22 protein-coding genes, 1 tRNA gene and 1 other RNA gene are annotated in these 26,651 nt (G+C 34.8%); 20 read left to right on the forward strand and 4 right to left on the reverse strand.

The annotated features are described in order from the left end of the window. The first annotated feature begins 38 nt into the window (after positions 1–38). From IAE52_RS10685 to IAE52_RS10725, 9 genes are all read left to right on the forward strand, one after another. The gene (locus IAE52_RS10685) at positions 39–1,781 is read left to right on the forward strand and encodes a 1-deoxy-D-xylulose-5-phosphate synthase (protein WP_010906088.1); all 1,743 of its coding nucleotides are present in this window, start codon (positions 39–41) and stop codon (positions 1,779–1,781) included. 116 nt (positions 1,782–1,897) lie between these two features. Continuing rightward, on the forward strand, positions 1,898–2,164 hold the full coding sequence (gene yidD / locus IAE52_RS10690; protein WP_012898265.1) for a membrane protein insertion efficiency factor YidD: 267 nt from the start codon (positions 1,898–1,900) through the stop codon (positions 2,162–2,164). A 134-nt stretch (positions 2,165–2,298) separates the two neighbouring features. Continuing rightward, the gene (locus IAE52_RS10695) at positions 2,299–3,732 is read left to right on the forward strand and encodes a 6-phospho-beta-glucosidase (protein ID WP_017864852.1); all 1,434 of its coding nucleotides are present in this window, start codon (positions 2,299–2,301) and stop codon (positions 3,730–3,732) included. A gap of 258 nt (positions 3,733–3,990) precedes the next feature. Continuing rightward, the gene (locus tag IAE52_RS10700; protein ID WP_200136791.1) at positions 3,991–6,696 is read left to right on the forward strand and encodes a YhgE/Pip domain-containing protein; all 2,706 of its coding nucleotides are present in this window, start codon (positions 3,991–3,993) and stop codon (positions 6,694–6,696) included. A gap of 97 nt (positions 6,697–6,793) precedes the next feature. Next, positions 6,794–7,534 carry a demethylmenaquinone methyltransferase gene (locus tag IAE52_RS10705; RefSeq protein ID WP_003130358.1) on the forward strand — a complete coding sequence of 247 codons (741 nt, stop codon included), beginning with the start codon at positions 6,794–6,796 and terminating at the stop codon, positions 7,532–7,534. A gap of 31 nt (positions 7,535–7,565) precedes the next feature. Further along, positions 7,566–8,399, forward strand: coding sequence for an XRE/MutR family transcriptional regulator (locus IAE52_RS10710; protein WP_033900202.1), 834 nt, complete (start codon positions 7,566–7,568; stop codon positions 8,397–8,399). A 129-nt stretch (positions 8,400–8,528) separates the two neighbouring features. Further along, complete coding sequence (locus tag IAE52_RS10715) at positions 8,529–8,843, forward strand: bacteriocin immunity protein (protein ID WP_200136792.1); 315 nt, start codon at positions 8,529–8,531, stop codon at positions 8,841–8,843. Between the two features lie 370 nt (positions 8,844–9,213). Further along, on the forward strand, positions 9,214–9,447 hold the full coding sequence (locus tag IAE52_RS10720; RefSeq protein WP_033900206.1) for a hypothetical protein: 234 nt from the start codon (positions 9,214–9,216) through the stop codon (positions 9,445–9,447). 168 nt (positions 9,448–9,615) lie between these two features. Further along, complete coding sequence (locus IAE52_RS10725) at positions 9,616–11,154, forward strand: ClC family H(+)/Cl(-) exchange transporter (protein ID WP_003130350.1); 1,539 nt, start codon at positions 9,616–9,618, stop codon at positions 11,152–11,154. Positions 11,155–11,178: 24 nt separating this feature from the next. Here IAE52_RS10725 and menA read toward each other — a convergent pair whose 3' ends face one another. After that, entirely contained in the window at positions 11,179–12,138 is a 960-nt protein-coding gene (menA, locus tag IAE52_RS10730) for a 1,4-dihydroxy-2-naphthoate polyprenyltransferase (protein WP_003130349.1), read from the reverse strand. A 656-nt stretch (positions 12,139–12,794) separates the two neighbouring features. On the opposite strand from menA, the gene IAE52_RS10735 reads away from it, so the two are divergent. Next, positions 12,795–13,394, forward strand: coding sequence for a transglycosylase (locus tag IAE52_RS10735; RefSeq protein ID WP_003130347.1), 600 nt, complete (start codon positions 12,795–12,797; stop codon positions 13,392–13,394). A gap of 136 nt (positions 13,395–13,530) precedes the next feature. Here IAE52_RS10735 and IAE52_RS10740 read toward each other — a convergent pair. Continuing rightward, positions 13,531–13,603, reverse strand: a tRNA-Arg gene (locus IAE52_RS10740). Between the two features lie 57 nt (positions 13,604–13,660). Next, positions 13,661–14,641: a Gfo/Idh/MocA family protein gene (locus IAE52_RS10745; RefSeq protein ID WP_109991102.1), complete on the reverse strand. Its 981-nt coding sequence runs from the start codon at positions 14,639–14,641 to the stop codon at positions 13,661–13,663. Positions 14,642–14,938: 297 nt separating this feature from the next. On the opposite strand from IAE52_RS10745, the gene udk reads away from it, so the two are divergent. From udk to IAE52_RS10760, 3 genes are all read left to right on the forward strand, one after another. Then, complete coding sequence (gene udk / locus IAE52_RS10750; RefSeq protein WP_010906081.1) at positions 14,939–15,559, forward strand: uridine kinase; 621 nt, start codon at positions 14,939–14,941, stop codon at positions 15,557–15,559. 215 nt (positions 15,560–15,774) lie between these two features. Beyond that, on the forward strand, positions 15,775–16,755 hold the full coding sequence (gene pta, locus IAE52_RS10755) for a phosphate acetyltransferase (RefSeq protein WP_003130342.1): 981 nt from the start codon (positions 15,775–15,777) through the stop codon (positions 16,753–16,755). Positions 16,756–16,889: 134 nt separating this feature from the next. After that, positions 16,890–17,282, forward strand: coding sequence for a hypothetical protein (locus IAE52_RS10760; protein WP_003130340.1), 393 nt, complete (start codon positions 16,890–16,892; stop codon positions 17,280–17,282). A 44-nt stretch (positions 17,283–17,326) separates the two neighbouring features. On the opposite strand, the gene IAE52_RS10765 is transcribed toward IAE52_RS10760, so the two are convergent. Then, positions 17,327–18,112 carry a Cof-type HAD-IIB family hydrolase gene (locus IAE52_RS10765; protein WP_003129459.1) on the reverse strand — a complete coding sequence of 262 codons (786 nt, stop codon included), beginning with the start codon at positions 18,110–18,112 and terminating at the stop codon, positions 17,327–17,329. Positions 18,113–18,273: 161 nt separating this feature from the next. Here IAE52_RS10765 and IAE52_RS10770 point away from each other — a divergent pair, with 161 nt between their 5' ends. From IAE52_RS10770 to IAE52_RS10800, 7 genes are all read left to right on the forward strand, one after another. Next, entirely contained in the window at positions 18,274–20,577 is a 2,304-nt protein-coding gene (locus tag IAE52_RS10770; RefSeq protein WP_081041109.1) for a DNA translocase FtsK, read from the forward strand. After that, complete coding sequence (locus IAE52_RS10775; RefSeq protein ID WP_109991101.1) at positions 20,574–21,149, forward strand: hypothetical protein; 576 nt, start codon at positions 20,574–20,576, stop codon at positions 21,147–21,149. Before IAE52_RS10770 ends, IAE52_RS10775 begins: the two co-directional genes overlap by 4 nt. A 6-nt stretch (positions 21,150–21,155) precedes the next feature. Beyond that, the gene (gene holA / locus IAE52_RS10780) at positions 21,156–22,160 is read left to right on the forward strand and encodes a DNA polymerase III subunit delta (protein WP_012898251.1); all 1,005 of its coding nucleotides are present in this window, start codon (positions 21,156–21,158) and stop codon (positions 22,158–22,160) included. 53 nt (positions 22,161–22,213) lie between these two features. After that, complete coding sequence (gene gpsB / locus IAE52_RS10785; protein ID WP_003129453.1) at positions 22,214–22,600, forward strand: cell division regulator GpsB; 387 nt, start codon at positions 22,214–22,216, stop codon at positions 22,598–22,600. A gap of 134 nt (positions 22,601–22,734) precedes the next feature. Then, an RNA gene (gene rnpB / locus IAE52_RS10790) (RNase P RNA component class B) lies at positions 22,735–23,118 on the forward strand. Positions 23,119–23,233: 115 nt separating this feature from the next. Further along, positions 23,234–24,388, forward strand: a complete 1,155-nt coding sequence (locus tag IAE52_RS10795) for a class I SAM-dependent RNA methyltransferase (protein WP_033900216.1) — start codon at positions 23,234–23,236, stop codon at positions 24,386–24,388. Between the two features lie 146 nt (positions 24,389–24,534). Further along, positions 24,535–26,562: a cell division site-positioning protein MapZ family protein gene (locus tag IAE52_RS10800; RefSeq protein ID WP_058211629.1), complete on the forward strand. Its 2,028-nt coding sequence runs from the start codon at positions 24,535–24,537 to the stop codon at positions 26,560–26,562. The last annotated feature ends 89 nt before the right edge of the window (positions 26,563–26,651 follow it).

Consider the following 26,651-nt stretch of genomic DNA (forward strand, 5'->3'; position numbering starts at 1 on the left):
TAAATAACTAAGTAAATCTAAAAAGGAGAAAATCAGAGATGTCAGTGTTAGAAAAAATAGACAGCCCAGCGGATTTAAAAAAAGTATCAAATCAAGAACTAGAAGAATTAGCTTCAGAAATTAGAACAGCAGTTCTTCATAAAGTATCAAACATCGGTGGACACGTTGGTCCAAACTTGGGTGTGACCGAATTAACAATTGCCCTTCATAAAGTTTTCAATTCACCAATTGATAAGTTTATTTGGGATGTTTCTCACCAAACTTATCCACATAAAATTTTAACTGGACGTAAAAATGGATTTACTGATGGACATTTCCATGACATCACACCTTACACCAGTCAAAGAGAATCAGAACACGACTTTTTCACAGTTGGTCATACCTCAACTTCAATTGCTAATGCCTTAGGTTATGCCAAAGCGCGTGATTTGACAAATGACAAAGGCAACATTGTTGCGGTCATTGGTGACGGTTCACTTTCTGGGGGACTTGCTATGGAAGCCCTCAATAATGCCGGAGATTTCAAAGGAAACCTCATTATTTTAGTTAATGATAATCAAATGTCAATTGCTGAAAATCATGGAGGACTTTACCGTAACCTTGCTGAACTTCGGGCGACAAATGGTCAAGCCGAAAATAACTTCTTTAAAACTTTTGGTTTAGATTATAAATATCTTGAAAATGGAAATGATATTGAATCTTTAATTCACCTATTTGAAGAAGTAAAAGATATCGACCATCCAATTGTCCTTCATATTCATACTGAAAAAGGGCGCGGTTATCAACCAGCTCTTGAAAATAAAGAAGCTTTTCACTGGCACATGCCTTTCGATTTAGAAACTGGTCAATCAAAAGTGATTGATTCTGGTAAATCTTATAGTTCAGTTATGTTGGATTACATGGATAAAAAGGTTTCAGAAGGCCTACCTCTTGTTGCCATCAATGCAGCAATTCCAGGAATCTTTGGACTGAAACAATTTGCAGCTAAATATCCTGACCGTTATATTGATGCAGGAATTGCTGAGCAATTTACCATTACTTTTGGAGGTGCAATGGCTGCGGCTGGTGCTCGTCCAATTATTTTCCACAATTCTACTTTTGTTCAACGTGCTTATGATCAATTTTGGCATGACTTAGCAATTAATGAAGAACCAGCAATTGTTATTGTTAAAGGTGGAGTTATTTCAGGTTCAGATGAAACACACCAAGGCTCATCAGCCATGACTTGGATTTCAAACATTCCAAATATCAAATATCTTGCTCCAACTTCTGAAGAAGAATTTATTTCAATTCTTGATTGGGCACTTGAGCAACATGAAGAACCAGTTGTGATTCAAATGCCAGAACACGGCTTAGAATCACGTCCAACTGTTCTCACAGATTATTCAACCCCTTCATATCAAATGACAAAATCAGGCGAAAAAGTTGCCCTCTTGGCACTTGGTGGTCTTTATTCACATGGTGAAAAAGTAGCTAAAGTTTTGGCTGAAAATGGAATTAATGCAACCCTAATAAATCCACTTTTCATCAACGATTTGGACCAAGCTTTCCTTGAAAACTTAGTTGAAAATCATCAAGTTATTGCAACGATCGAAGATGGAATTCTTGACGGAGGATTTGGTCAAAAAGTTGCTTCCTTCCTTGGTAAGTATGATGTTAAAGTTTTGAACTTTGGTGCGAAACGTGAATTTAATGATTCTGTTCCAGTGACAGAACTTTACAATCGTTATCATTTGACACCAGAACTTATGGTTGCTGATATTCTTAGTCTTTTGAAATAAAAATTTACTGACAGATGTTCCAAAATATTTCTGTCAGTAAAAGTAAAGAACTGATAATGTCTGTCAGTAAAACTAGCAAGAATGATGATAAGTTCTTACTTAATAAAGTGAAATAGATGAAAAAAGTATTAGTAAAAGCAGTACATGGCTACCAACGCTGGATTTCTCCAGCCTTGCCACCAGCCTGTCGCTATTATCCTACCTGCTCCAATTACATGATTCAGGCCATTGAAAAACATGGACCAGCCAAAGGTTTGGCAATGGGAACAGCACGTATTTTACGTTGTCACCCATTTTGCCAGCCAGGATATGATTTAGTTCCAGACCATTTTAGTTTGCGAAGAAATTGGGCAGAACCAGAAAAAGAAGAAGACTCAAATTAATTTGAGTCTTTTCTATTTATAAAATTATAGAAAACGCTTCAAAAAAATAGATGAAATCGCTATCAAATGTCATAAAAAAATGTTAAAATGAAAAAAAGAATAAAAAAAGAATAAAAAAAGGAGTGTCATCTATTATGCCATTTAGTAAAGATTTTCTCTGGGGCGGAGCAACTGCAGCTAATCAATGTGAAGGCGGCTATAATCAGGGAGGACGTGGGCTTGCCAATGTCGACCTTGTTCCACACGGAAAAGACCGTTTTCCAATTATTACAGGGGAAATGAAGCACCTTGAATTCGATGAAGACCATTTTTATCCAGCAAAAGAAGCGATTGATATGTATCATCATTGGAAAGAAGACCTCGCACTTTTTGCTGAAATGGGATTTAAAACCTATCGAATGTCTATTGCTTGGACAAGAATTTTTCCAAAAGGCGACGAGCAAGAGCCAAATGAAGAAGGCTTGCAATTTTATGAAGATATTTTTAAAGAATGCCAACGTTTAGGAATTGAACCCTTAGTAACCATCACTCACTTTGATTGTCCTGTCCACCTAATTAAAGAATATGGTGGCTGGCGTAATCGAAAAATGGTTGGTTTCTATGAAAATTTAGCCAGAGCAATTTTTACTCGTTATAAAGGATTAGTTCGCTATTGGTTGACATTTAATGAAATTAATATGCTCCTCCATGCTCCATTTATGGGAGCAGGACTTGTTTTTGAAGAAGGAGAAAATAAAGAACAAGCCAAATACTTAGCCGCTCATCATGAACTATTAGCATCGGCTTTAGCAACAAAAATTGGACATGAAGTTGACCCAGAAAATAAGATAGGCTGCATGTTAGCTGCTGGAGATTACTATCCATTTGATTGTAATCCAGAAAATGTTTTTGAAGCTCAAAAACAAAATCATGATAATCTCTTTTTCATTGATGTTCAATCTCGTGGAAAATATCCAAACTACCTTTTAAAGAGATTAGAGCGTGAAGAAATTACACTTCCGATTGAAAAAGGCGACTTAGAAATCCTTGCTGAAAACACAGTTGACTTTATTTCATTTAGTTACTATGCAAGTCGAGTCGCTAAAGTCAAGGATGAGGATGCAGATAAATCAGCTGGAAATATCTTTGAATCTGTAAAAAATCCTTATTTAGAGGCCAGTGAATGGGGTTGGCAAATTGACCCACTTGGTTTAAGAATCACAATGAATTCTATTTATGACCGCTATCAAAAACCATTATTTATTGTAGAAAATGGTTTAGGAGCAGTAGATAAACCTGATGAAAATGGATTTGTAGCTGATGATTATCGAATTGATTACATGGCTGCACACATCAAAGAAATGAAGAAAGCAGTTGAACTTGATGGCGTTGAACTATTAGGTTATACTTCTTGGGGATGTATTGACTTAGTATCAGCAGGAACGGGTGAGATGAGCAAACGTTATGGATTCATCTATGTCGACCGAGACGATTATGGTAAAGGAAGTTTGAAACGGACGCCTAAGAAATCATTTAACTGGTACAAGAAAGTTATTGCAAGCAACGGTGAAGATTTAACAAATGAATAATTAAAAAGGGGGGCTTTCCTCCTTTTTTTATCAAACAAAACATTTCTTTGATTTAAGATTTTTATCTAGTAAGAAAAATTTACAATAGTTAAGCAAGTGTCCATTAAAAGGAAGCAGTGCTAGAACTTTTTTATGAAATATGATAAAATCGTGTATTGCGTAATTTTTAAATCCGCAGTCATGAAGTATGAAAAAGCCTCGATGATATTTAAGAAATTTAAAAAGTTACAAGTGAGATAAGAATGATGAGGATAAGAAGTGAAAAGTATTAAAAATACATGGAAGTTGTTTGCCCTAGACTGGAAGCGAATATTTAAAAATCCCGTGGCGACTTTTTTAATTGTCGCCCTAATGATAATTCCCTCTTTATATGCTTGGTTTAATATAAAAGCCCTGTGGGACCCCTATGCCAATACTTCGCAACTGCCAATTGCGGTCTATAGTGCAGATAAATCGGCAAGTTTTCAAGATAAAACCATCAATATTGGTGATGAAGTACTGAAAAATTTAAAGAAAAATCACCAATTAGGCTGGAAATTTGTTGATTCCAAAGCAGATTTAGATAAAGGTGTGAAATCTGGGAAATACTATGCTGGGATCTATTTACCAAAGGATTTTTCAAAGGATCTCTTAAGTTTCACCACGGGAGATATTAAAAAACCACAAATTGTTTATTCAATTAACGAAAAAATCAATGCCATCGCTCCCAAAATAACATCAAAAGGAGCCTCTTCTCTACAATCGCAAATTTCTGAAGAGTTTATCAAAACGGCAAGTAGTACCCTTTTAAAAACCTTCAATACAATTGGTTACGATATTGATAAAAACATGGTAAGTATTCAGAAGGTTAAATCAGCGATTTTATCAACTAATGATAATTTAGGAACCATTGATAAATACACTCAACAAGTTGTTGATCTTCATGGAAAAATGCCAGAAATTAAAGAAAAACTGGCAAAAGCTAATGAATTTATCACTTATTTACCAGAAGTAGATGCTTTAGGTCAAAAGGTCATTAAATTAAATGATAAAATGCCAGAAATTGATAAAAGTTTTTCACTCGTTTTGACCCTTCAAGAGAAAATACCTGAGATTCAAAATGCTGGGAAACAAATCTCGATGATTGATGATGACTTTGCGTCAGTAGAAAGTACCATGACTCAAGGCATTCAAGAAGCCAAACAAGGTTTACAAATTATCAATCAAGTCCAAAAATCAATGCCAGACATTAAAAAATTGGGACAAGATGCTGATAGTTTGGGGACTATAACCTTGGATGCGGCGAAAAAAATGCAGAGTGCATTGCCTAGCATTACAAATAGCGTTCAAATAACACTTCAATCAATTCAAGAGTTCTCAAAAAATACTTCATCCGTTATTTCTGTTATTGATCAAGCGATTGCCGATAATCAATTAACTGATGATGAAAAGGAACAAATAAATAGCTTAATTACCAATTTTACTAATAACATTGCTAAACAAAGAGAAGCCATTCAAAATATTGTTGAATATATGAAGCAGGTGCAAGAAAGCAATGGAAATCACGATTTAGATTCTACTATTGAGCAATTAACTAATCTAGATTCGCTCTTGTCAGAACTTAGTACCAGAATGAGTCACCTAAATGACTTAGTGCAAGAGGGTGATGTATCTAAAATTCGAGCTTATCTATCACAAATCAATGATGTAGTAAATAATATTTCTGATTTAATTAATAAAATTGATGTCAGTGAGATTAGTAGTACAATTAATAAAGCTCTAACAACATTGATTAATACCATAACAAATGCTAAAGGTTTATTAAATCAAGCTCAACAAATCGACTTTGATGCCTTACTAAATTCAACAAGTCAAACAGTTTCTAATGCTATTACTATCTTAGAAAAATATCAAGGCGAAATGCCAGCCATTAAACAAGAAATTCATGATGCGAATGTGATGTTAAATGGTAATATGACAACGATTGTTAATGCAATCAATGAGGGAGCTAATCTCTATAAAAATGAGTTTCCTACTCTTAAAACTAAATTAGGGACTGCTTCTGATTTCTTTAAAAATGATTATGCTGGTGTTCGTAAGGATTTGACAGATACCTTAACAATGGCAAATGAGAAAATGCCTGATGTTGAGTCTGCTTTGAATCAAGCCAACGATTTAATTCAAAATGATTGGCCTGAAATCAAATCAGGAATTCAAAAAGCAGCCGCAGCTATTCAAAAGGGTGAAAAAGAAGTTGACTTAGGTGAAATCGTCAAACTCTTAAAATTAGATGCGACCAAAGAAAGTGACTTCCTGACACAACCGGTTGAAGTCCAAGAAAATCAAATCTATCCGATTGCCAATAATGGTTCAGCAAGTACACCTTTCTATACTGCGCTTTGTCTGTGGGTCGGTGCAGTCTTACTTTCAAGTTTGGCAACAACGGAGGTTCACTTATCAGATAAAGATAAAAAACGTTATTCTAAACGTGAACAATTCTTTGCTCGAATGGGAAGTTTCGTAGCCATTGGACTTGCTCAAGCCTTGATTGTAACGCTTGGAAATTATTTTGGTTTAGGAGTAGATGTAAGAGATCCATTCTACAGTGTTTTCTTTGCCTTACTAATATCCATAGCCTTTATGATAATGGTTTATGTTCTGGTCGCCCTGTTTGGCAATGTAGGTAAAGGAATAGCGATTATCATCCTGGTTCTTTCCATTTCTGGTGGTGGTGGGAACTATCCAATTCAAGTTTCTGGAAAATTCTTCCAAGCCATTAATCCTTATTTACCATTTACTCATGCTGTCAACCTTTTACGAGAATCAGCGGGAGGAATTTACTGGCCAAATGCTTGGTTTGCGATAATCATTCTTGTAGCAGTATCAATAGTATTTGTTGCAATAGGTGCCTTCCTCTTCCCACACTTTGAAGATAAAACGAAGAAAATTTCCGAAATCGGAAGCAAGAGTCATTTCTTCCATTAATGTTAAGAAAACTACTGACAGACTGGTCAGTAGTTTTTCTATTATTTATAATCATAATGAGCAAATAGTAAGGGAGAACTTGTGCTATAATATGTCTATGACAAAAGTAAACGAAGAACGTGTACAAGAAATTTTTAATAGTATTTCATCAGATTATGATAAAATGAACGCCATTATCAGTTTTAAACAACATGATTTATGGCGTGCTAAAACAATGAAAAGAATGGGAGATTTAACTGGTCTATCTATTCTTGATTTGTGTTGTGGAACTGGAGACTGGACTTTTGATTTATCTGAAAGTGTCGGCCCTTCTGGTAAAGTAATTGGTCTTGATTTTTCAGAAAATATGCTCGAAATTGCTAAGGCTAAACTTAAAGAAGAAGCGAAGAAAAACATTGAATTTCTCCAAGGAAATGCAATGGCATTACCTTTTGAAAATGAAAATTTTGATGTAGTTACGATTGGTTATGGTCTAAGAAACACACCTGACTATCTTACTGTATTAAAAGAAATTTTTCGTGTGTTAAAACCAGGGGGCAGAGTAGTTTGTATCGAAACTTCACACCCCACATTGCCAATTTATAAACAAGCTTTTGAACTTTATTTTAAAAATGTCATGCCCTTTTTTGGTAAAGTTTTTGCCAAATCTTTAAAAGAATATCAATGGCTTCAAAAATCAGCAGAAGATTTTCCAGATGCCAAGACGCTTGAAGAACTTTTTAGAAAAGCTGGCTTTGTTGCCGTAGAATATCAAAAACATGGCGGTGGAGCAATCGCAAGCCATTTTGCTACTAAATCAAAAAAACCTAAATCAAATATTCGTATTGGTAAAAAGTAATCGGTCAATAAAAAAAATTTCGAGGAAAAATATGCCTTATAAACGTTATGGGGAAATTTTTAAAAAACTACGAGAACAAAAGAATTTTTCGCTTTCTCATTTTTCAGAAATAGGTATTTCAAAAGCGAGTTTATCAAGATTTGAATTAGGTCAAACCATGATAAGCTTTGAACGCTTGGATAGTGCGCTGCAAGAGATGAATGTGACTTTAGCTGAGTATGAACATTTTATCAATAATTTTTCAATGGATTATAAAGAAGAATTTTTAGAAGATATAATTCTTGCGGATATTGCAGATGACGTCGATAAACTTCATAGTCTCTATTTAGAAGCTATGGAATATGATTCAAAAATGCTAGCTTATTGTGCTAAAAGTCGGTATGAAACACTGACACAAATGGAAGCTGACGATGTGGTTGAATATCTCTATGACGTTGGAGAATGGGGCTATTTTGAACTTTCAATTTTTTATCTGACTTTGGATAGTTTCAGTGAACGAGAAATTATGTATTTGATGAAAGAACTATGGGGGAAGAGTAAACACTTATATGGTGTTTTTAAATATCGCAGAAGAGTTCTTCAATCTTCGTATCGAGCGGTCGTTTTGCTTTCCTCAAAAGGAGCTCGTGACTCAGCTAGAAGTATCTTGCAAAAAAGTTACCCTAAAGATGATTTCTACGACCTCTATGTTGAAAATCTAAGAAATCTGGCACATGGTTTTTATAGCTATTGTTTCAAAGACAAGATAAGCGGTGAAAAGCAAATCAAAAATGCCATTGAAATTTTTGGGCAAGTTGGATATGAAGATTTAGCAGATTATTATCAAAAACGATATCAAAAGCTTTTAGGAAAATTATTAACATAAAAAAGTCTCCAGATTACTTCGTTGCATTTTTGCAATGATTTAAAAAGGAGACTTTTTTTCTGCTAGAATAAAATTAAAGATAAAAGAAAGCGCGCTTGATTATCAAGAAAAAATAAAAAAGGAGGAAATATGTTAAAAAAAGAGAAAAAAAATAAAGAAAAAATCCTAAAACGAATTGATGAACTTCTGAAAAATAAGTCAGAACTTAAATCACCTGAGAAAGAAATATTATTGGATTATCGCGAACGAATTGAAAAAAGTAAAAACCTTGAATTTGAATTAGTTCATTTTAGAAATGCTTTACTTCCCTTGGTTATTAGTTCTCAACTTTCTCAAGATGTCTTGAGTTTTTATAAGGAACTTCAAGCTGAAAGAAAAGTAGCTTGGGGAGAAGGAAGTTCTTTGTTGACAGGAATTTCTCAATTTTCACAAAAAAGAAAGTGATGTAGATTATTAGAGTAAAACTCAGATGAATAATTCTATTTACGCTGTATAATCTGATTATTTTAGAAAAGAAGTATTAAAATGTTACTTAGTATCGCTATACTATTGATAATCTGGGGGCTTATTTAATAGGAAAAAAATATAAAGATTCTTTTTTAATCAACTATGACCGAAGAAAAAGAGGATTGATTATCATTGCTTCGTCGGTATTTCTTCTTAGTTTCTTTGTTTTTGTAAAAAATGATGGTTTGTTCCTAGTAGTTTTGTTCTCTATTCTTTTAATTGGCTTAGGTATCTATTATTTAATACATGATAGTAAACGAGATTCTGAGGGAAAAAAGAGAATTAAACTTAACAGGGAGGTAGAGTGATGGTTTTAGTTTTATGTTCGGTGATGATTTTCACTGGATTTCTTTTACAAATCTATGTTTGGCCACGAATTCCAAAATCAATTTTTAAGTATAGAGGTTTAGTCTTATCTATCTCTCTCATTATTCTTATTTTTGTTGTAAGAATACCACTAGAAATTACTGCATTGACACTTCCATTTTATTTGATGATGTTTTTCGGGCTCTTTATTTTTTGGAAAGATAGAAAACTTTAAGTAAATCTGTAGTTAAAAAATTAAAGGTACTCGATTGAGTGCCTTTTTGAGTAAATTTATACAGGTGGTGTGTATATTATTAAAAGTACAAAACATAAGGAATCTATTTTATGGTATAATAATCTTGCTTAAAAATTTATTAAAATAAGCGTTAGTAGGGAAGTAGTAATGAAATTAAAAGATATAGAGAAATCAACAAATAAAAATCTTTATCTGCTTTTTCTAAGTGTACTCGTGGGCTTGACTGCGGGTTTTTTGGCCAGTCTTTATCGGTTGGCACTGGAAAAAGCTGAAACTTGGGGCTTGAGTATTTATCGCTTCGTTAGCTCACACCTTATTTTTATTCCCCTCCTTATTTTGGGTTTGGCTTTCTTAGCTTTTGTGGTTACTTTCTTTATGAAGAAATATCCGATGAGTTCAGGTTCTGGGATACCACAAGTTAAAGGGCAATTACAGGGTTATTTTAAAAATAATTGGTTCACGACTGCTTTTGCTAAATTTATCGCTGGAACTTTAGCAATGTTTGCAGGTCTATCACTGGGGCGTGAGGGTCCCTCAGTCCAACTTGGGGCTTCAATGGGTCAGATGGTTTCTAGCCGGTTGGCTGAAACTGAACGTCATAAAAGAATTCTAATTGCTTCTGGAGCATCTGCTGGTTTATCTGCTGCTTTCAATGCACCTTTGTCAGGTGTCATGTTTACTTTGGAAGAAGTATTTAAATACTTTTCTCCATTGATTTTATTAACTTGTATGACCTCAGCAATGGTTGCTGATATGGTTGCACGAATAATGTTTGGGAGTGGTCCAGTTTTTCATTTCCAAATTGTTGGTTCAATTGAACTCTCCAATTATTGGCTACTTATTATTTTAGGAATTATTTTAGGATTTTTCGGTGCTTTTTATAACTGGACACTCCTCACAAGTCAAAATTTGATGAAGAAAATAAAGAGTCCATTTCTTCGTGTTTTACTTACTTTTTTAGTGGTTGGGGCAACTGGTTTATTGTTTCCTAATATAATTGGGAGTGGCCATCGTTTAATGGATTCCTTTAGTTTAGGAATGGGATTAGCCTTTCTATGTTTGATTCTCATTGGGAAATATCTGATTTCAATGGTATCTTATGCTTCGGGTGTGCCAGGAGGAATTTTCTTTCCCCTGTTAGTTTTGGGTGCTAGTCTTGGAGCTGTTTTTGCGACAATTGTTATTTCACTTTTTCATCTTCCAAGTCATTTATTTGCCAATCTAGTAATTTTAGCGATGGCTGGGACTTTTACAGCAATTGTTCGAGCACCGATGACTGGAATCCTTCTTTTGGTGGAAATGACTGGTTCATTTGACCATTTACTTCCTCTGGCTCTTGTCTCTTTAATTGCTTATGTCGTTGCTGATTTATTACAATCTGAGCCAATTTATGATTCCTTATTAGACAACATGTTGAAAGAAAAAGAAATTGATGTTGATGATTCGGATAAGCAGATGATGTTTGAAACAATTGTTCAATTTGATTCAGTTGCGGATCGTAAGAAGTTGTCAGAGATACATTTACCAGAAGGATGTTTGCTGGTTTCGGTTCATCGTTCAGGTAAGGATATCATTCCACACGGGAATACTGAATTACAAGCAGGAGATTATTTGACCTTTTTGATTAGACGAGAAGATGAAGTGATTGCTAGAGAACAGCTTCGTCAGGTTTTAAATGAAAAATAAAAAAGTGATATTCTATCACTTTTTTTATTTGCTTAAATATTGCCAAAGGATTGATAAAAACAGACTCACAGCATAAGCGCTGTTAAATAGAACCATATTTCTCAGTGAATAAACAAAGCTGCGAGGGCTTGGAACTTGACTAGCATGAGATTTTAGATTCTTTCTGATAATTGGAAAAGTGAGTAAACTAAGTAAAGTTGGCCATTCAAATATTCTAAAGATAAATCCAATAATAATAGCTAAATAGGAAGAATACATCAAAAGTTGAAAAAGTTTGATTCCGTTTGGACGACCGATATAATAAACTAATGTGTAGCGATGATTTTTTATATCGCTATCTAAATCACGTAAATTATTGGCCAGCATGATATTTGCAATGGTAAAAATGAGTGGTAAACTTGCAATTATCATGGCGATGGCTGCAAAAATACTACCAGTAAAGCTAAAAGAGTCGTTTGTGAAATCAAGATTTAGGTTAAAAATAGGTGATTGAGCGCTGTTGATTAAGATGATCATTGCAAAAATTCCAAAGCCCATTGTCCCACCAGAAAAAATTTCTCCTAAAGGCATACGTGAAAGTGGAATAGGACCATAAGTATAGAAAACGCCAATAAAGAAGACGATTCCACCAAGAATAAAGAAAAGCCAACCAACAAAATAAGCGAGGAGAAATCCTAAAAAAAGGCTCAAAATAAGCATAAACAAGATAATAGAAGCTACCAATCGGGTGGAAAGATTGGCTTGACCAATGATATTTTCTTGCTTTTTATAATCTTCATCTTTGGCTTTTTTGAAATCTTGATAATTGTTAATAGCAGTTACGGTCATATCAAAAAGGAGCATAGCTATTAAAAATAATAGAGATAGGCCAATATTTATCATTTTAAAATAGCTTAAACTAAAAAGTAAACCAATAATGTAAGGGAAAATACTGGCGATTTTAGTTTTAATTTCGACGAGTTCTAAAAAATTTTTGAGGGACATAACTACTCCTGAAAATATAATTTGAATAAAAACAGCCGTTATTTTACGGCTTTTACTTATTTATTTTTTGAGAAAATAATTCTCTATTTTTTAATCATATTAAAAAAGTTTAAGTAAAAATGTTAACAAATGTTACTCATTTTACTGAAGTGCTTTCATTTCTATTGTAATTATAACTGATTATAGGTTAAGAATCAACATAGACTTGAAGATTATATTTAGTAATCTTTGTTAAGATAAATATAAAATAAGCTAATTTTAATTGATTTAGGAACGGTTTAAGCCTCCAATAGTCGTACTAAAGATACTACAATATGAGAATAAGATTTGAAGGAAAAGGCTTTATAATCACTTTTGTGAGGGATTCTTAGCATTTATTTTAAGGTTCGGTTAAGTAATAGATAATATAATCATTTCTCATGAGTGGTGGAGAAAATTTACTACTCATGTTAAATCGTTTTTTAACTCACAATAAGTTGTGAGAAATGAATTTTTAAACGTCCATAGCGTGCAATGACGTTAAACTGCTTACGGTAATCCTACACAAGCGTTCGGACTTTATGATGTGTATGGGAAGTAACCATGTTAATAGAAGATAGACTGGATTCAGTTTGAATCCTATGGAATGTTCTTAGTGGCGAAATCGAAAGGTCTAAATGAAATTAAGTAAAGTTGCTATTTCAACGGGATTAGTTGCATCATTCATGTTTATTGGGGGCGGAATCGCTCATGCGGATACACCTAAATCAACTCATGAAGTTGCTATAGAAGTAATTAACGGAAACTACGGAAATGGAGATACTCGTGTCACTAACCTTCAAAGTAAAGGTTTTGATGTGAAAGCAATCCAAACAGAAGTTAATAATATTCTTACAGGAACAACAACTCAAGTTTCTGCAACAACTAAAACTGCTGAAGAACAACCTACTAAAGTTACATCAGTTGCACCAACTCAAGCAACACAAAGTGTTTCTGGTGGGCTTAATATGAGCCAAACTTCTGGACAAGTTGACATCCAAGCTCTTGCTAATTATATGGCATCGAATACAGCTAATGCAGCGGGCTATTCTGCTAGCGAATGGGCTTATATCATTACTCACGAATCAAATGGTGGTATTGATAGTGTGAATTCAAGTTCAGGTGCTTATGGTGCTTTCCAATTGCTAGGTCATGGCGAATATGCTGGAATGACTTTGGCGGAACAAATTGCGATGGCAAGTAAACTTCCTGCTGGTAGCTGGGTTGTTTATAACTAAGCATTGATTAAAACTCGTCTTAAAAATCTTTGATAATAAATCAAACTTAGTGGCTCATAGCAATCAATTTCCAAGTTGGTTTGGAATTTGATCGAGTAAAAAAAGAACACCGAATTCGGTGTTCTTTTTTATTAGATGGCCCCTGCCAGAATCGAACTGGCAATCACTGCTTAGGAGGCAGTAGTTATATCCAATTTAACTAAGAGACCAGAGATAAATTACTGACAGACTTACAAAATATTTCTGTCAGTAACTTTTGATGAGCTTTATTTATTGTCAGCATCAAAAACAATGCCAGCACTTTGACGCATTTGGTATGAAGTTTCTGAAACTTCTTTGGCAAATTGATGTAGGTCATAACTTGCATCAAAATCATTATTTTCTAGGATTTGGGCAAAGTCAACAGCTTCATCATAAAGAGAATGTTTTGGAGCTTCAATGTCGATTCTAGTTTCTGAACCATCCATAGTAATGAATTTGGCAGAAGTAATCGCATTAACACCATCCAAAATTAAAGTTCCATCAGTAGTATAGATTTCACTAGGAAGATATGAATTCACATTTCCTGCGCATTTAATCGAAACTTTATAGTCTTGATAGTCAAGAATTCCAACACCAGCTAAATCAACGCCTGACGGAAGTAAAACTGCATCATAAGTTGCTTTTTGTGGTTTGCCAAACCAAAAGATTGCAGCATACAAAAGATATACACCAAGATCGGCTAAAAGTCCACCAGAGAATTTTGCATTAAATTTATTAGGGATTTCACCGTTTAAAAGAGCAGGCATTTTTGATGAATATTTTGAATAAGTAAAGTCTGCCCCTTTGACTGTTTTGTCAGCAAGAAAGTCTTTAATAATCGAAAATGAATGTTCATGAATATTTCTGGCTGCTTCAAAGAAGAAGACCTCATTCTCTTTAGCAAGCTTAATAATTTGCGTCAGTTCTTTAGGATTTGAAAAGGCAGGTTTTTCAACAATGACATTATGTCCGGCTAAAATTGCGGCTTTAGCTTGCTCAAAGTGGAGGGCATTTGGACTGGCAATATAGATAATATCAAGTGAAGCTTTAAAAAAATCGTCAAGATTATCGAATTTTTGGATGTCTTTAAAATCGGCAGAAAACTGATCAGCAGATTCGAGCCGACGGGAATAGACTGCAGAAAACTGAAATTTTTCAGTCATATGGGCAGCATCAATAAATGAGCGAGCAATCCAGCTCGTACCAATTACTCCAAGTTTTAGCATCAAATTCTCCTTTATAGGTGGACAGAATCATTCGTTAGAAGATTCTAAAATTCTGTTAAAAGCTTGTTCTATTATATCAAATTTTTTCTTAAAGGTCATTGCTCTACTATTGAATTTTCAGTAAATAAATTATAAAAATAAGAATTCCAAAGATTCCATGTCACTTATTAAGAGCTTTTGTCAGTAAAATTAAGAGTTTTTGATGTGAACGCTTAAAAAGTAAAAAAATTGTCAGTTGATGACAAAAAGCTCAAAAATTGTGGTAGAATATATAGAAGAAAATTTGGAGAATTAATTTTGAAGAAAACGTTGATTATTGGTGTTACTGGTGGTTCAGCAAGTGGGAAGACAAGTGTTTCACATGCTATTTTAGAAACTTTTTCAAATGAACGAATTGCAATGATTGAACATGATAGTTACTATAAAGATCAATCGCATTTGACTTTTGAAGAGCGGACAAAAACAAACTACGACCACCCGTTAGCTTTTGATACAGATTATTTAATTGCTCAATTAAAAGAGCTTCAATATGGACGAGCGGTTGATATTCCGATTTATGATTATGCAAAACATACGCGTTCACAAGAAACTTACCGTCAAGAACCTGTTGATGTTTTAATCGTCGAGGGAATTTTGGTTTTAGAAGATGAACGTTTGCGTGATTTAATGGATATCAAAATATTTGTTGATACAGATGACGATGTGCGGATTATCCGTCGAATTCGCAGAGATATTGAAGAAAGAGGAAGAACTCTTGATTCGGTAATTACACAGTATTTAGATGCTGTTAAGCCAATGTATCATCAATTTATTGAACCCACAAAGAGATATGCAGATGTGATTATTCCTGAAGGGGTATCAAATACTGTTGGGGTTGATATTATTACGACGAAAATCGCTAGCATTTTAAACGACTAAAAAAGCTGTCTATGACAGTTTTTTTGTTTTTGGCTAGTGAATCTCGTGAAAAATTGGAAAAATAAAAAGGCTAATTGTCCTTAAATAGCAATAATGGTAATGCTTACTTTTTTTGTGAAAGTATGATATACTTAATTCGTAACAATTGCAGAAAGGAAATCCGCAACTTAAAGCGGTGGGTTATGAGAAATTTGTAACCAAGGGATTTTGTCAAAATGGAACTTTTTGAATCACTGAAACAAAAAATTAGTGGAAAAGGCTTAAAAATTGTCTTTCCTGAAGGAACTGATGCACGTATTTTAGGTGCTGCAAATCGTCTTAACGCTGATGGACTAATTACACCTGTCTTTATTGGAAATGTAAAAGAAGTCACTGAAACATTGATTTCACGTGGAATTAATCCTGAAGGCTTTGAGATTTATGACCCAGAAAATTGTGGACGTTTTGAAACGATGACGGAAACTTTTGTGGAACGTCGTAAAGGTAAAGTTACAGAAGAACAAGCAAAAGAGCTCTTGAAAGACCCAAATTATTTTGGAACGATGCTTGTTTATATGAAAATTGCTGACGGAATGGTTTCTGGCGCAATTCATTCAACTGCTGATACTGTTCGTCCGGCCCTTCAAATCATTAAAACGAAACCAGGAGTAAAATCTGTTTCTGGTGCTTTTATTATGGTTCGTGGTCGTGATGACAATGAAAAATATATTTTTGGTGACTGTGCGATTAACATCAAACCAGATGCACCAACTCTTGCCGATATTGCTGTAGCTTCAGCCGAAACAGCAGCACTCTTTGATATTGACCCCAAAGTTGCCATGCTTTCATTCTCAACTAAAGGTTCTGGAAAATCAGAAGATGTTGATAAAGTAGTAGAAGCGACAAAACTTGTTAAAGAAGATTACCCTGAAATTGAAATTGATGGTGAACTTCAATTTGACGCTGCTTTTGTTCCAGCGGTGGCTCGTCAAAAAGCACCAGATTCAACTGTTGCTGGTCGTGCCAATGTCTTTATCTTCCCTGATATTCAATCAGGAAATATTGGATATAAAATTGCTCAACGATTGGGTAATTTTGAAGCGATTGGGCCAATTTTGCAAGGTTTGAACGCACCTGTTTCTGACCTTTCTCGTGGAAGTAACGAAGAAGATGTCTATAAACTTGCAATTATCACAGCTGCCCAAGCTTTAAAATAAATAATGATATTCTGTCAGTAAATTTGTAAATGAATAATTACTGACAAGTCTGTCATTAATCCGCCATTTGAGGCGGATTTTTTTGTTGGTCTAAAAATGTTATAATTAAAGAATCAAAAAGGAAATGAGAAAAAATGAGAAAATCAAAAATTTTTGCTCTAGTAGGGTCGATTATTTTTTCAATTTTGGCACTTGTTGGGCTAATTAGTTTTTGGGCCATTATTTATATGCCAGAGAATTCAGAAATTATGACAGAACTTCAAGATTCAGGATTTGATAAGCAATTATTATCTACCGCGGCGATGATTGCAGCTCTGATTTTAATCGCTTTACTAGCTTTAAATTGGGTGGCTTTTGCAAGATTGACAAAAGAAAAAGGTTGGGGAATTTATTTCTTAGTTGTTGGTATCTTTTATTGTGTAGCCTCTGTTTTTAACGGTGTTGGCTTAATTTTGACCTTACCAGTTGCCCTCTGTTTCATTCTTGCTTATGTCTATCGAAGACGAGAAGTCCTTGAAAATAAATAAAAAAATTACTGACAGACTTTCTGTCAGTAATTTTTTATTAGACTTTACATGATGCCCCAATGATTAAAAGCATTGATGATTCCGTGGTTAGTATTTTCTGTAGAAATAAAATCGGCTAACTCTTTTAATTCAGGAACAGCATTTCCCATTGCCGTTCTGTGGTCAGCTGCTTTGAATAAATCTAAGTCATTGCGACCATCACCAAAGGCAAAAGTTTGACCAGTGAAATTTAGCACCTCTTTGACATGATTAATTCCTGTCCCTTTGTTAGTTGTGCTGTTTGTAACATCAATCGAACTTGGAGAGTTCATGAAAAAGTTAAGTTCAGGAACGCGTTCTTTATAATAATCAACTTGACTGAGTTGATTGGTCAAAACCAAAAGCATATTGACTTCCTGAGAGAGGTAACGCCTAGCATCTGCCTGAGGCATTGGCATATGAGTATAAGCATAAGCGGTTTTAGCTAAGTCAGTTAATTCACTCACCCAATAACCTTGACTGTCATAAAAAGAAAGGGCTTCTGAGTGAGGACTTGCTGCCTCAAGTAATTTTTCAACACTACTTGTCGGAATTTCTTCTTTATAAATTGTTTCACCATCTAAAACAATATACTGTCCGTTCATGGCAACCGCTCCACTAATCCCAGTTAAACTCATGATTTCATCAAGTTCAAAATGTCCACGGCCAGTAGCAATGAAAGGTAAAACACCATTTTCGCGAATCCGATGAATTCCTTCAATAACTTCTTGGTCAAGTTTACTTTGACTGTTAAGCAACGTTCCGTCTAAATCGAAGAAGGCTAAAGCCTTATAATCATTGATATTTTCCATAATTTTATTGTATCAAATTTATGATATAATTGTAAGTGGAATTATCTATTCTTTTATGAAGAATTTAAATGACTGACAGAACTGTCAGTTTGTGTTAACTATAAAAATAAATAAATATAATTAATATTATTTTACTGACAAACCTGTCAATATTATTAAAAATGAGTGAAAGTAAAAAAATGCCTGCAAAGAAAAAAACAACCAGAAGAAATACTAAAAAAGAACAACAGAAAAAGGCCGCAACACGCAAAATGATTGCTTTTTTTGTTGGGCTTCTTTTAATCTTATTTGCGCTTGCTCGCCTAGGAATTGTCGGAGTCTTACTTTATAACATTGTCCGCTTGTTTGTTGGTTCTCTTGCGATTGTTTTTCTTCTCTTGCTTGCTGGACTAATGATTATTTCCGTCTTTCGTAAGCAAGTTTTAAAAGAAAATAAAAGAATTATTCCAGCCATTATTTTAACTTTTATCGGCCTAATGTTTGTCTTTCAAATTCGACTTCATCAAGGATTTAATGAAACTTTTCATCTTATCTGGTCTGATTTAATGGCTGGCCGTGTCATTCATTTTGTCGGCTCAGGTGTCATTGGAGCATTAATCACCGAGCCTGCTAAAGCCTTGTTTTCAGTCATTGGTGTCTATATTATTGCTGCGGTACTTTGGTTAGTTGCTATTTATCTCATGATTCCAGGACTTTTCCCTAAAATGCGTGAAGATTTACATCAACGTTTAGCGAAATGGAAAGAAAAGCATGCCGAAAAAGTAGAAGCTAAAAAAGCAGCGAAAGCACTTGCTGAGCTAGAAAAAAAACAAGCCGTAGCAGAAAGAGAAGAGTTTCCAGAGGCAGCAGAAAATTCATTATTTACCTCAGTACCCACTGAAATTCCAATAAATATTCCAGAAGCGCCTTTTGAAGAAAATGAAAATGAAAATGAAACTGAAAGTCCAGTTTTAGCAGAAGTTCCTCTTGATGATGAACCTGTCAATTTTTCAAATACTAATAACTATAATGGTAACTATAAATTACCAACCATTGATTTACTGGCAGAAGTTCCTGTCAAAAATCAATCAGGCGAACGTGAGAATGTTCGTAAAAATATTGGTATTTTAGAAGAAACTTTCAAATCTTTTGGAATTGGTGCCAATGTTGAATCGGCAGTCGTCGGTCCATCAATTACAAAATATGAAATCAAATTAGCGACTGGAACAAAAGTTTCACGCGTTGTTAATTTATCAGATGATTTAGCATTAGCCTTAGCTGCTAAAGATATCCGAATTGAAGCACCAATTCCTGGGAAATCTTTAGTCGGCGTCGAAATTCCTAATGCCGAAGTTGCAATGGTTGGTTTCCGCGAAATGTGGGAGGCTGGCAAAACTAATCCAAGCAAATTGTTAGAAATTCCTCTTGGTAAATCATTAGATGGTGGAATTCGCACATTTGATTTAACAAGAATGCCTCACTTATTGGTTGCAGGTTCAACTGGTTCAGGTAAATCAGTGGCGGTAAATGGTATTATTACTTCAATTTTGATGAAAGCTTTGCCTAGTCAAGTGAAGTTTCTGATGGTTGACCCTAAAATGGTCGAACTTTCTGTTTACAATGATATTCCTCATCTATTGATTCCAGTCGTAACAAATCCACGTAAAGCTTCACGTGCCCTTCAAAAAGTTGTTGACCAAATGGAAGAACGCTATGAACTCTTTAGTCGTTATGGCGTCCGTAACATTGCTGGATATAATGAAAAAGTACAAAGATATAATGCAGAATCAGATGAAAAAATGCTTGAACTTCCTCTGATTGTAGTCATTGTTGATGAATTAGCCGATTTAATGATGGTTGCCAGTAAAGAAGTGGAAGATGCAATTATTCGTTTGGGACAAAAAGCTCGAGCAGCAGGGATTCATATGATTCTTGCGACACAACGTCCATCTGTTGATGTCATTTCTGGACTAATTAAAGCAAATGTTCCTTCAAGAATTGCCTTTGCTGTTTCATCTGGAACAGATTCACGAACAATTTTAGATACTAATGGGGCTGAAAAATTACTAGGTCGTGGGGATATGCTCTTTAAACCTATTGATGAAAATCATCCGATTCGTTTGCAAGGGGCTTTCTTATCTGACGATGATGTCGAATCTGTTGTGACCTTTATTAAAGACCAATCAGAAGCTCAATATGACGAAAGCTTTGACCCTGGTGAGGTAGATGAAAGTCAAGTTGGTACGGGCGCTTCAAATACAGGCTCTGGTGACCCCTTATTTGAAGAAGCACGAAATATGGTTATTATGGCTCAAAAAGCTTCAACGGCTCAATTACAACGAGCTTTAAAAGTTGGATTCAATCGCGCCTCTGACTTGATGAATGAGTTGGAAGCGCAGGGAATTGTTGGTCCTGCTAAAGGAACGACTCCTCGTAAAGTCCTTGTTAGTCCAGATGGAGAATTTATTGGAGGAGTAGAAGAGTGAGTGAAGAACTATATTATCGTCACTATTTTCTACAAATCTATGAAATCTTACGAGAAGATGAGCAAAATAAAAAACTTTCAATCAAGGAAAAAAATGTTTTAGCTGATGCTTTGGTTTTAAATGAACGCAAAGAACCAGTTTTACAAATATTAGGCCAGCTTTATATGCGCTTAGAATTTTGGAATCGGCCTGCTGAGGATGAGATTTTAAAAGGCGGCATGAAAGCCCCAGTCAGAACACTTTATGAAGAATTAAAGGCAGATAAAAATATCACTTCTTCACAAAAATTTATTCCAGGAGTTGAAGCGTATCGACCGATTACATGGAATGATGCTTTGTATGGAAATAAAATGACGGAAGATGATGGCTTTATCGGTGGGGGCTATGTCACTTTTGACTCTAATGAAAAATATAAATCAATGGAAGAGAGAATAGCCGTACCTGATAATGAAATTGTTAGAAATGCAAAATCAAGTTTTGCTAAACTCTTTCAAGTTGGTTGTTTAGGTTTTGCTTTGCTCATCCTGCTCCTTGTTCTCTTGGGGTTTGCTTTAAAAATGGTAACGAGGTAGTTAAAAATGACAGTATTTGATGAATTTAATGAAATCAAAAGAAAAGGACTCCCTCAAATTTTAGTAATTTTTGGTGAGTCAAGGGAACTAGTTGGAGAATTGAAAAATCAACTCTTAACAGAGGTTAATTTCGAGCCAACGGATTTGAGTCAGGCTTATTATGACTTAACTCCTAGTAATAGTGATTTAGCCCTTGAAGATTTGGAATCTCTCCCTTTTTTCTCAGATTCTCGGTTGGTAATCCTAGAAAACTTGGTTAATTTAACAACGGCTAAAAAAAGTGTTTTAGATGAAAAACAGTTGAAGCGCTTTGAAAATTTTTTAGATGATCCGCCGGAAACTACGCAACTTGTTTTAATCCTTTATGGAAAATTGGACAGTCGTCTTAAAGTTGTTAAAAAATTAAAAGCTAAAGCAGCTTTGCTTGAAGCACAAGAATTAAAGAGTCAAGAATTAATTCAATATTTTAGTCGAATAAGCCCTTTACCAAAGGCAGTTTTGAGTTTAATTGCCGCTAAATCAAATGATAATTTTTCAGTAATGAAGCAAAATATTGACCTCGTTCAAACTTATGCACTAGGGCGAGAAGTGACACTTGATGATGTGGAAAAAGTCGTCCCAAAATCGCTACAAGATAATATTTTTGCCTTAACTGATTTAATTTTTAAAGGAAAAATTGATGAGGCGCGTGATTTAGTCCATGATTTGACCTTGCAAGGGGAAGATTTAATTAAAATATTAGCTATTTTGACAAATTCTTATCGTTTGTATTTACAAGTCAAACTTTTCCAAGCCAAGGGTTGGCAAGAAAATCAACAAGTTGCCTTTTTAAAAATGCACCCTTATCCTGTAAAATTGGCCAATCAATTGGTTAGAAAATTAAACGTTAAATCCTTAAAAAATGGACTTTCTGATTTAATTAAACTTGATTTTGATATAAAAACAAGTGCAGCTGATAAATCCTATCTTTTTGATATCACTTTAATCAGGTTGACCTTGAAAAAAAACTGAAAATCTGTTATCATAAATAATGGACATTTTATAATGATGATGAAGAGGTAAAAATGCCGACATTTAAATTTACGCCTAAAGATATCTATGAAGCAGACTTCTCTACAAAGATGCGTGGTTACGATAAAGAAGAAGTCGATGAACTCCTTGATGACGTTATTGCTGATTATGAAACTTATCAGACTGAAAACTTGCGTCTTCAAGAGGAAAATGAGTTTTTGAAGAAAAAGATTGCTGAATTAGAAATGCAAGTTTCTAAACCAAATCAAGCAAATCTTGATGATACACAACGCTTTGACCCTAACCAAATTCTTCAAGCACGTTCAAGTAAACCAAAAGTGGAAATGCGTAATCCAAGTAATTTTGATTTACTCAAACGAATTAATCGTTTAGAACAAGCTGTATTTGGACCTAACGGCATTGCTAGTGAAAACAACTAAGAAAATATAAAATTGAAATGTTTTATGTTCTGCATTAGGTTTAGAAATGAACCTTTTTGCAAACTTCACAAGATGTGAAGGCAAAGATTTTGGTAAATGAACTTTATTGTTCTGCTTAATTTTTGATAAAAACAGTTTTCGGATAATCGCGCGATTTTTTTGTAAATCGTGAGGAAAGTCCATGCTCGCGCGTTGCTGAGATGCACGCAGTGATTGTGCTAGGTCAAACAATAAACCTAGGTAGGAGCGTCATGCCTAACGGCTGGCCAAAACGCTAAGTCTTTTGATATGCGTGAGTAGCCTGTAAAAGTGCCATAGAGACGAGTCTTAGAGGAAACTCTAAGAATGGAACGTGGTAAACCCCTCAAGCGAGCAACCCAAACTTATGGTCGGGGCACTTGACTAGCCAAAATGAAGGCGTGGTCGAGGCTGAAATTAAGAATTTTGGCAGACAGATGATTATCGAAGGGGAGATTCACGAATGTGAATTGAACTGGAACAAAACATGGCTTATAGAAAACTGTATGACACAGGCTGGGGCTTTTAGCCTCGGCTTTTTTTGATAAATAGTGTTTAATTGAAATAGATAGAATTATCTCTGCTCATTTTATGCAGAGAATGGAAAGTTAAAAAATGCAAAAGAAATTCAAGTTATTAGCAACTTCTTCAAGTGGTTTAGAGAGTTTAGTTGCTCGCGAACTTCGTAATCTGGAAATTGAAAATGTTTCGATTGACGACCGTTCACGTGTCTTCTTTGAGGGAAATTTGGCAACAATTGCTAAGGCGAATCTTTGGTTAAGAACGGCTGACCGTGTAAAAATTGTAGTTGGGGAATTTAAAGCTAGAACATTTGATGAATTGTTTGAAAATGTTTATGCGCTTCCCTGGGCAGAGCTTATTCCTTTTGGAAGCCAATTTCCTGTCAGCAAAGCTAAAGCGGTGAAATCAACTTTACATAATGAGCCGTCAATTCAAAGTATCACTAAAAAAGCGATTGTCAAAAAATTACAGACGACATATCATCGTCCTGAAGGTGTTCCAATTCCTGAAAATGGAGCTAAATTTTCAATTGAGATTGCTTTACATAAAGATATGGCAACTGTATTGATTGATACGACTGGCGATTCTTTATTTAAACGAGGCTATCGTTCAGAAAAAGGAGAAGCTCCTTTGAAAGAAAATATGGCAGCTTCGATTATTTTATTAACCAATTGGTTAGCAAATCCTCGTCGTGCTTTTGTTGATCCTACTTGTGGTTCTGGAACATTTACAATTGAAGCAGCAATGCTGGCTTTAAATATGGCACCAGGAATGAATCGTCCATTTGCTTTTACTGCATGGCCTTGGTTTGATGAAGAAATTTTGAAACAAGAAAAAGCTTTGGCCAAAAAACAAATTCGTACAGATTTAGAATTGGATATTCAAGGTTTTGACATTGATGGAAAAATGATTGATATTGCAAAACATAATGCACTTGCGGCGGGCCTTTCAGATGTGATAAAATATAAGCAAATGCGACTTCAAGATTTTAGAACTGATAAGCTTGACGGTGTCTTAGTTTCTAACCCGCCTTATGGGGTGCGTTTGGAAGATGAAGAAGCTGTAGCAGCTCTTTATGGTGAAATGGGTAAAACTTTTGCGCCACTAGAAACTTGGAGTAAATACATTTTGACGAGTGATGTCGCTTTTGAAAAGCATTATGGGGCAAAAGCAACTAAAAAACGCAAACTATATAACGGAACACTTAGAACAGATTTGTATATGTATTTCGGAAAACGTATGAAATAAATTTTACTGACAGAACAAAAGCTATTACTAAAACAAAAAAATTTTAGTGATGACGGCTGTCAGTAAAAATTCAGACGAGTTTGAGCAACTCTCGTTGTCTGATTCACCATTTTATTGGAATTGTGGGAATCTTATTCGGAGGAAAAATGTCAAACAAAAATAAAAAAAATAGAAACAAAAACAAAAATAATAACAAAAATAATAACAAAAATAATAACAATAATAAACCAAAAAATGAGCAACAAATTGGTGAAAAAACTTTGAAACTTCAAGATTTACAAGATTTTACCGTAGGGCAAATTGTTGAAGAATCAAAACGTGTTGATAAAGAAAATGAAGAAAATGAGTCTGTTTTAGATAAATATATTCGTCAGCACCGTGGAGAAATCGAAGAAGCTAAAAGTAAAAATTTGGACGAATTCATTCAGGCAGAACGTACAAATATAGAAGTTCCGGTTGAAGAAGAAAAAGAAGCTAAGTCAGAAAAACTTCAAGAAGTTTCCAAAGAGGAAATCGACGAGAATGATGAATTAGCAGCTTCAAAAATAGATTCTGAAAAAGTTACTGACAGTTCTGATTCTGATTTGTCAGCAGAAAATAAAGACTTAGAAGTTGCTGACAAGGAAAGCGAAGAAACTAAAAAATCAAAAAATGATTTAGTTTTAGATCCAGTTGTGATGGTCGACGCTCCTGTCAGTACTTTGCCAGAGCAAAAAGAAGCTCCGCAAGTTGAAGAAGTCAAGAAAACTGAACCAACTGACGACGAAGAAGAAGCCGAAAGTCCACAAGATGAGAAGGTAGTTGCTGCACCAGTTATGATGTCAGCAAACGAAGTTCCAATGGACGAGCCAAGTGAACCAGAAATTTCTGAAACTGACACTAAAACTGATTCAATAATTGACGAAAAATCAGAAGTTGAACCAAAAGTAACAGAAGAACCAGCAGAAGAAATTAAATCTGATTCAAAAGAAGATTCTACTGAAAATAATCAAGCCCTTGAATCGGGAGCTGAGGAAAAAGTGACAGATTCACCAAAAGAGACAAAAAGTGATATTCCTGATAAAGTTATTACTGCTGAATCAGTTTCACCTCACTTACTAGCTGAAACAACATCCTTTAAAGCAGATAAAGTAGAAGAAAATGCGGCAAAAATTACTGACGAAAAGTCAAAAAATCGTAAAAAACCAATCATTATTGGTCTATGTGCAATTGTTTTAATTGCAGCTGGAGCGATTGGATTTGCCCAATATAATAGTCATCAAAAAGGGCAAACGGTTCAAACTTCTCAAAGCAGTCAGAGTGATTTAGATAAATATCAGAAACAATACGATGCTTTTTTCACTGACAAATCACATACTATTTTGAGAAATAGTCAATTTAGCAAGTTATCAGCTCTTGAAACTTTAGTTGATGCTCACAAAAATTCCATGGCATGGTCAAATGCAGTCTCTGATACAGAAAGCCTAAAAGACCAAATTAATGCGATTAAGAAAGTGAATGCTCTCTTTACTAGCGCAGCAATTACTGACGGAAAACTTGATTCATCAGCTAAAGTAGTGGCAAATGTAAAAGTTCCAGAAACTCCTAAAACAACCAATGAAACCCTGAATAAATTACTGACACAAGCCATTGATTTAGCTAAGAGCCAAGTTGCTAAGGAAAGTTCAGCTAAAGCGTCTGCAAGTGCAGCAGAAGCCAAAGCGAATCAAGGAGCTACTAGCCAAAGTTCTACATCAAGTACAGCTAGTCAAAGCAATTCTACGACGACTCCTTCGTCAGCAGCTTCAGCAGGTTCAAGTACAAATGCCAGCACAAGTAGTAATGCTAATGGTTTGAGTAGCAACGGAGTTAATTTAGAAGTATCAGCAGCACGTGTCCAACCTCAAGCTGGAGTCAACACGAATGATCCTGCTTTCACATGGGGAGCTGGAATTAAAGAAATGGTTCTGAATAAAGCCCGTGAACGCGGCTATATTACAGGAGATAATTATATTTTAGTTCCAACAGCGATTCATACAACCAATGGTTCCCAAGGTTTCCCAGCCGGAATTGTTAGTGGTTATTACAATCTTTATGCACCAGATGGTCGGTATTTAGTATCAATCAATGCTAAAACAGGTTTCTTTGTTGGTAATGGTTCTGGTCATGCTGATAACTTAGATTATGACGCATAGAAAATAAAAAATAATCATCATTTTGATGATTATTTTTTTACTGACAGAAACCTACTGACAGAAACCTACTGACAGAAACCTACTGACAG

Origin of the sequence: Lactococcus sp. S47, from assembly GCF_016517475.1 — a bacterium.
GTDB lineage: Bacteria > Bacillota > Bacilli > Lactobacillales > Streptococcaceae > Lactococcus > Lactococcus lactis.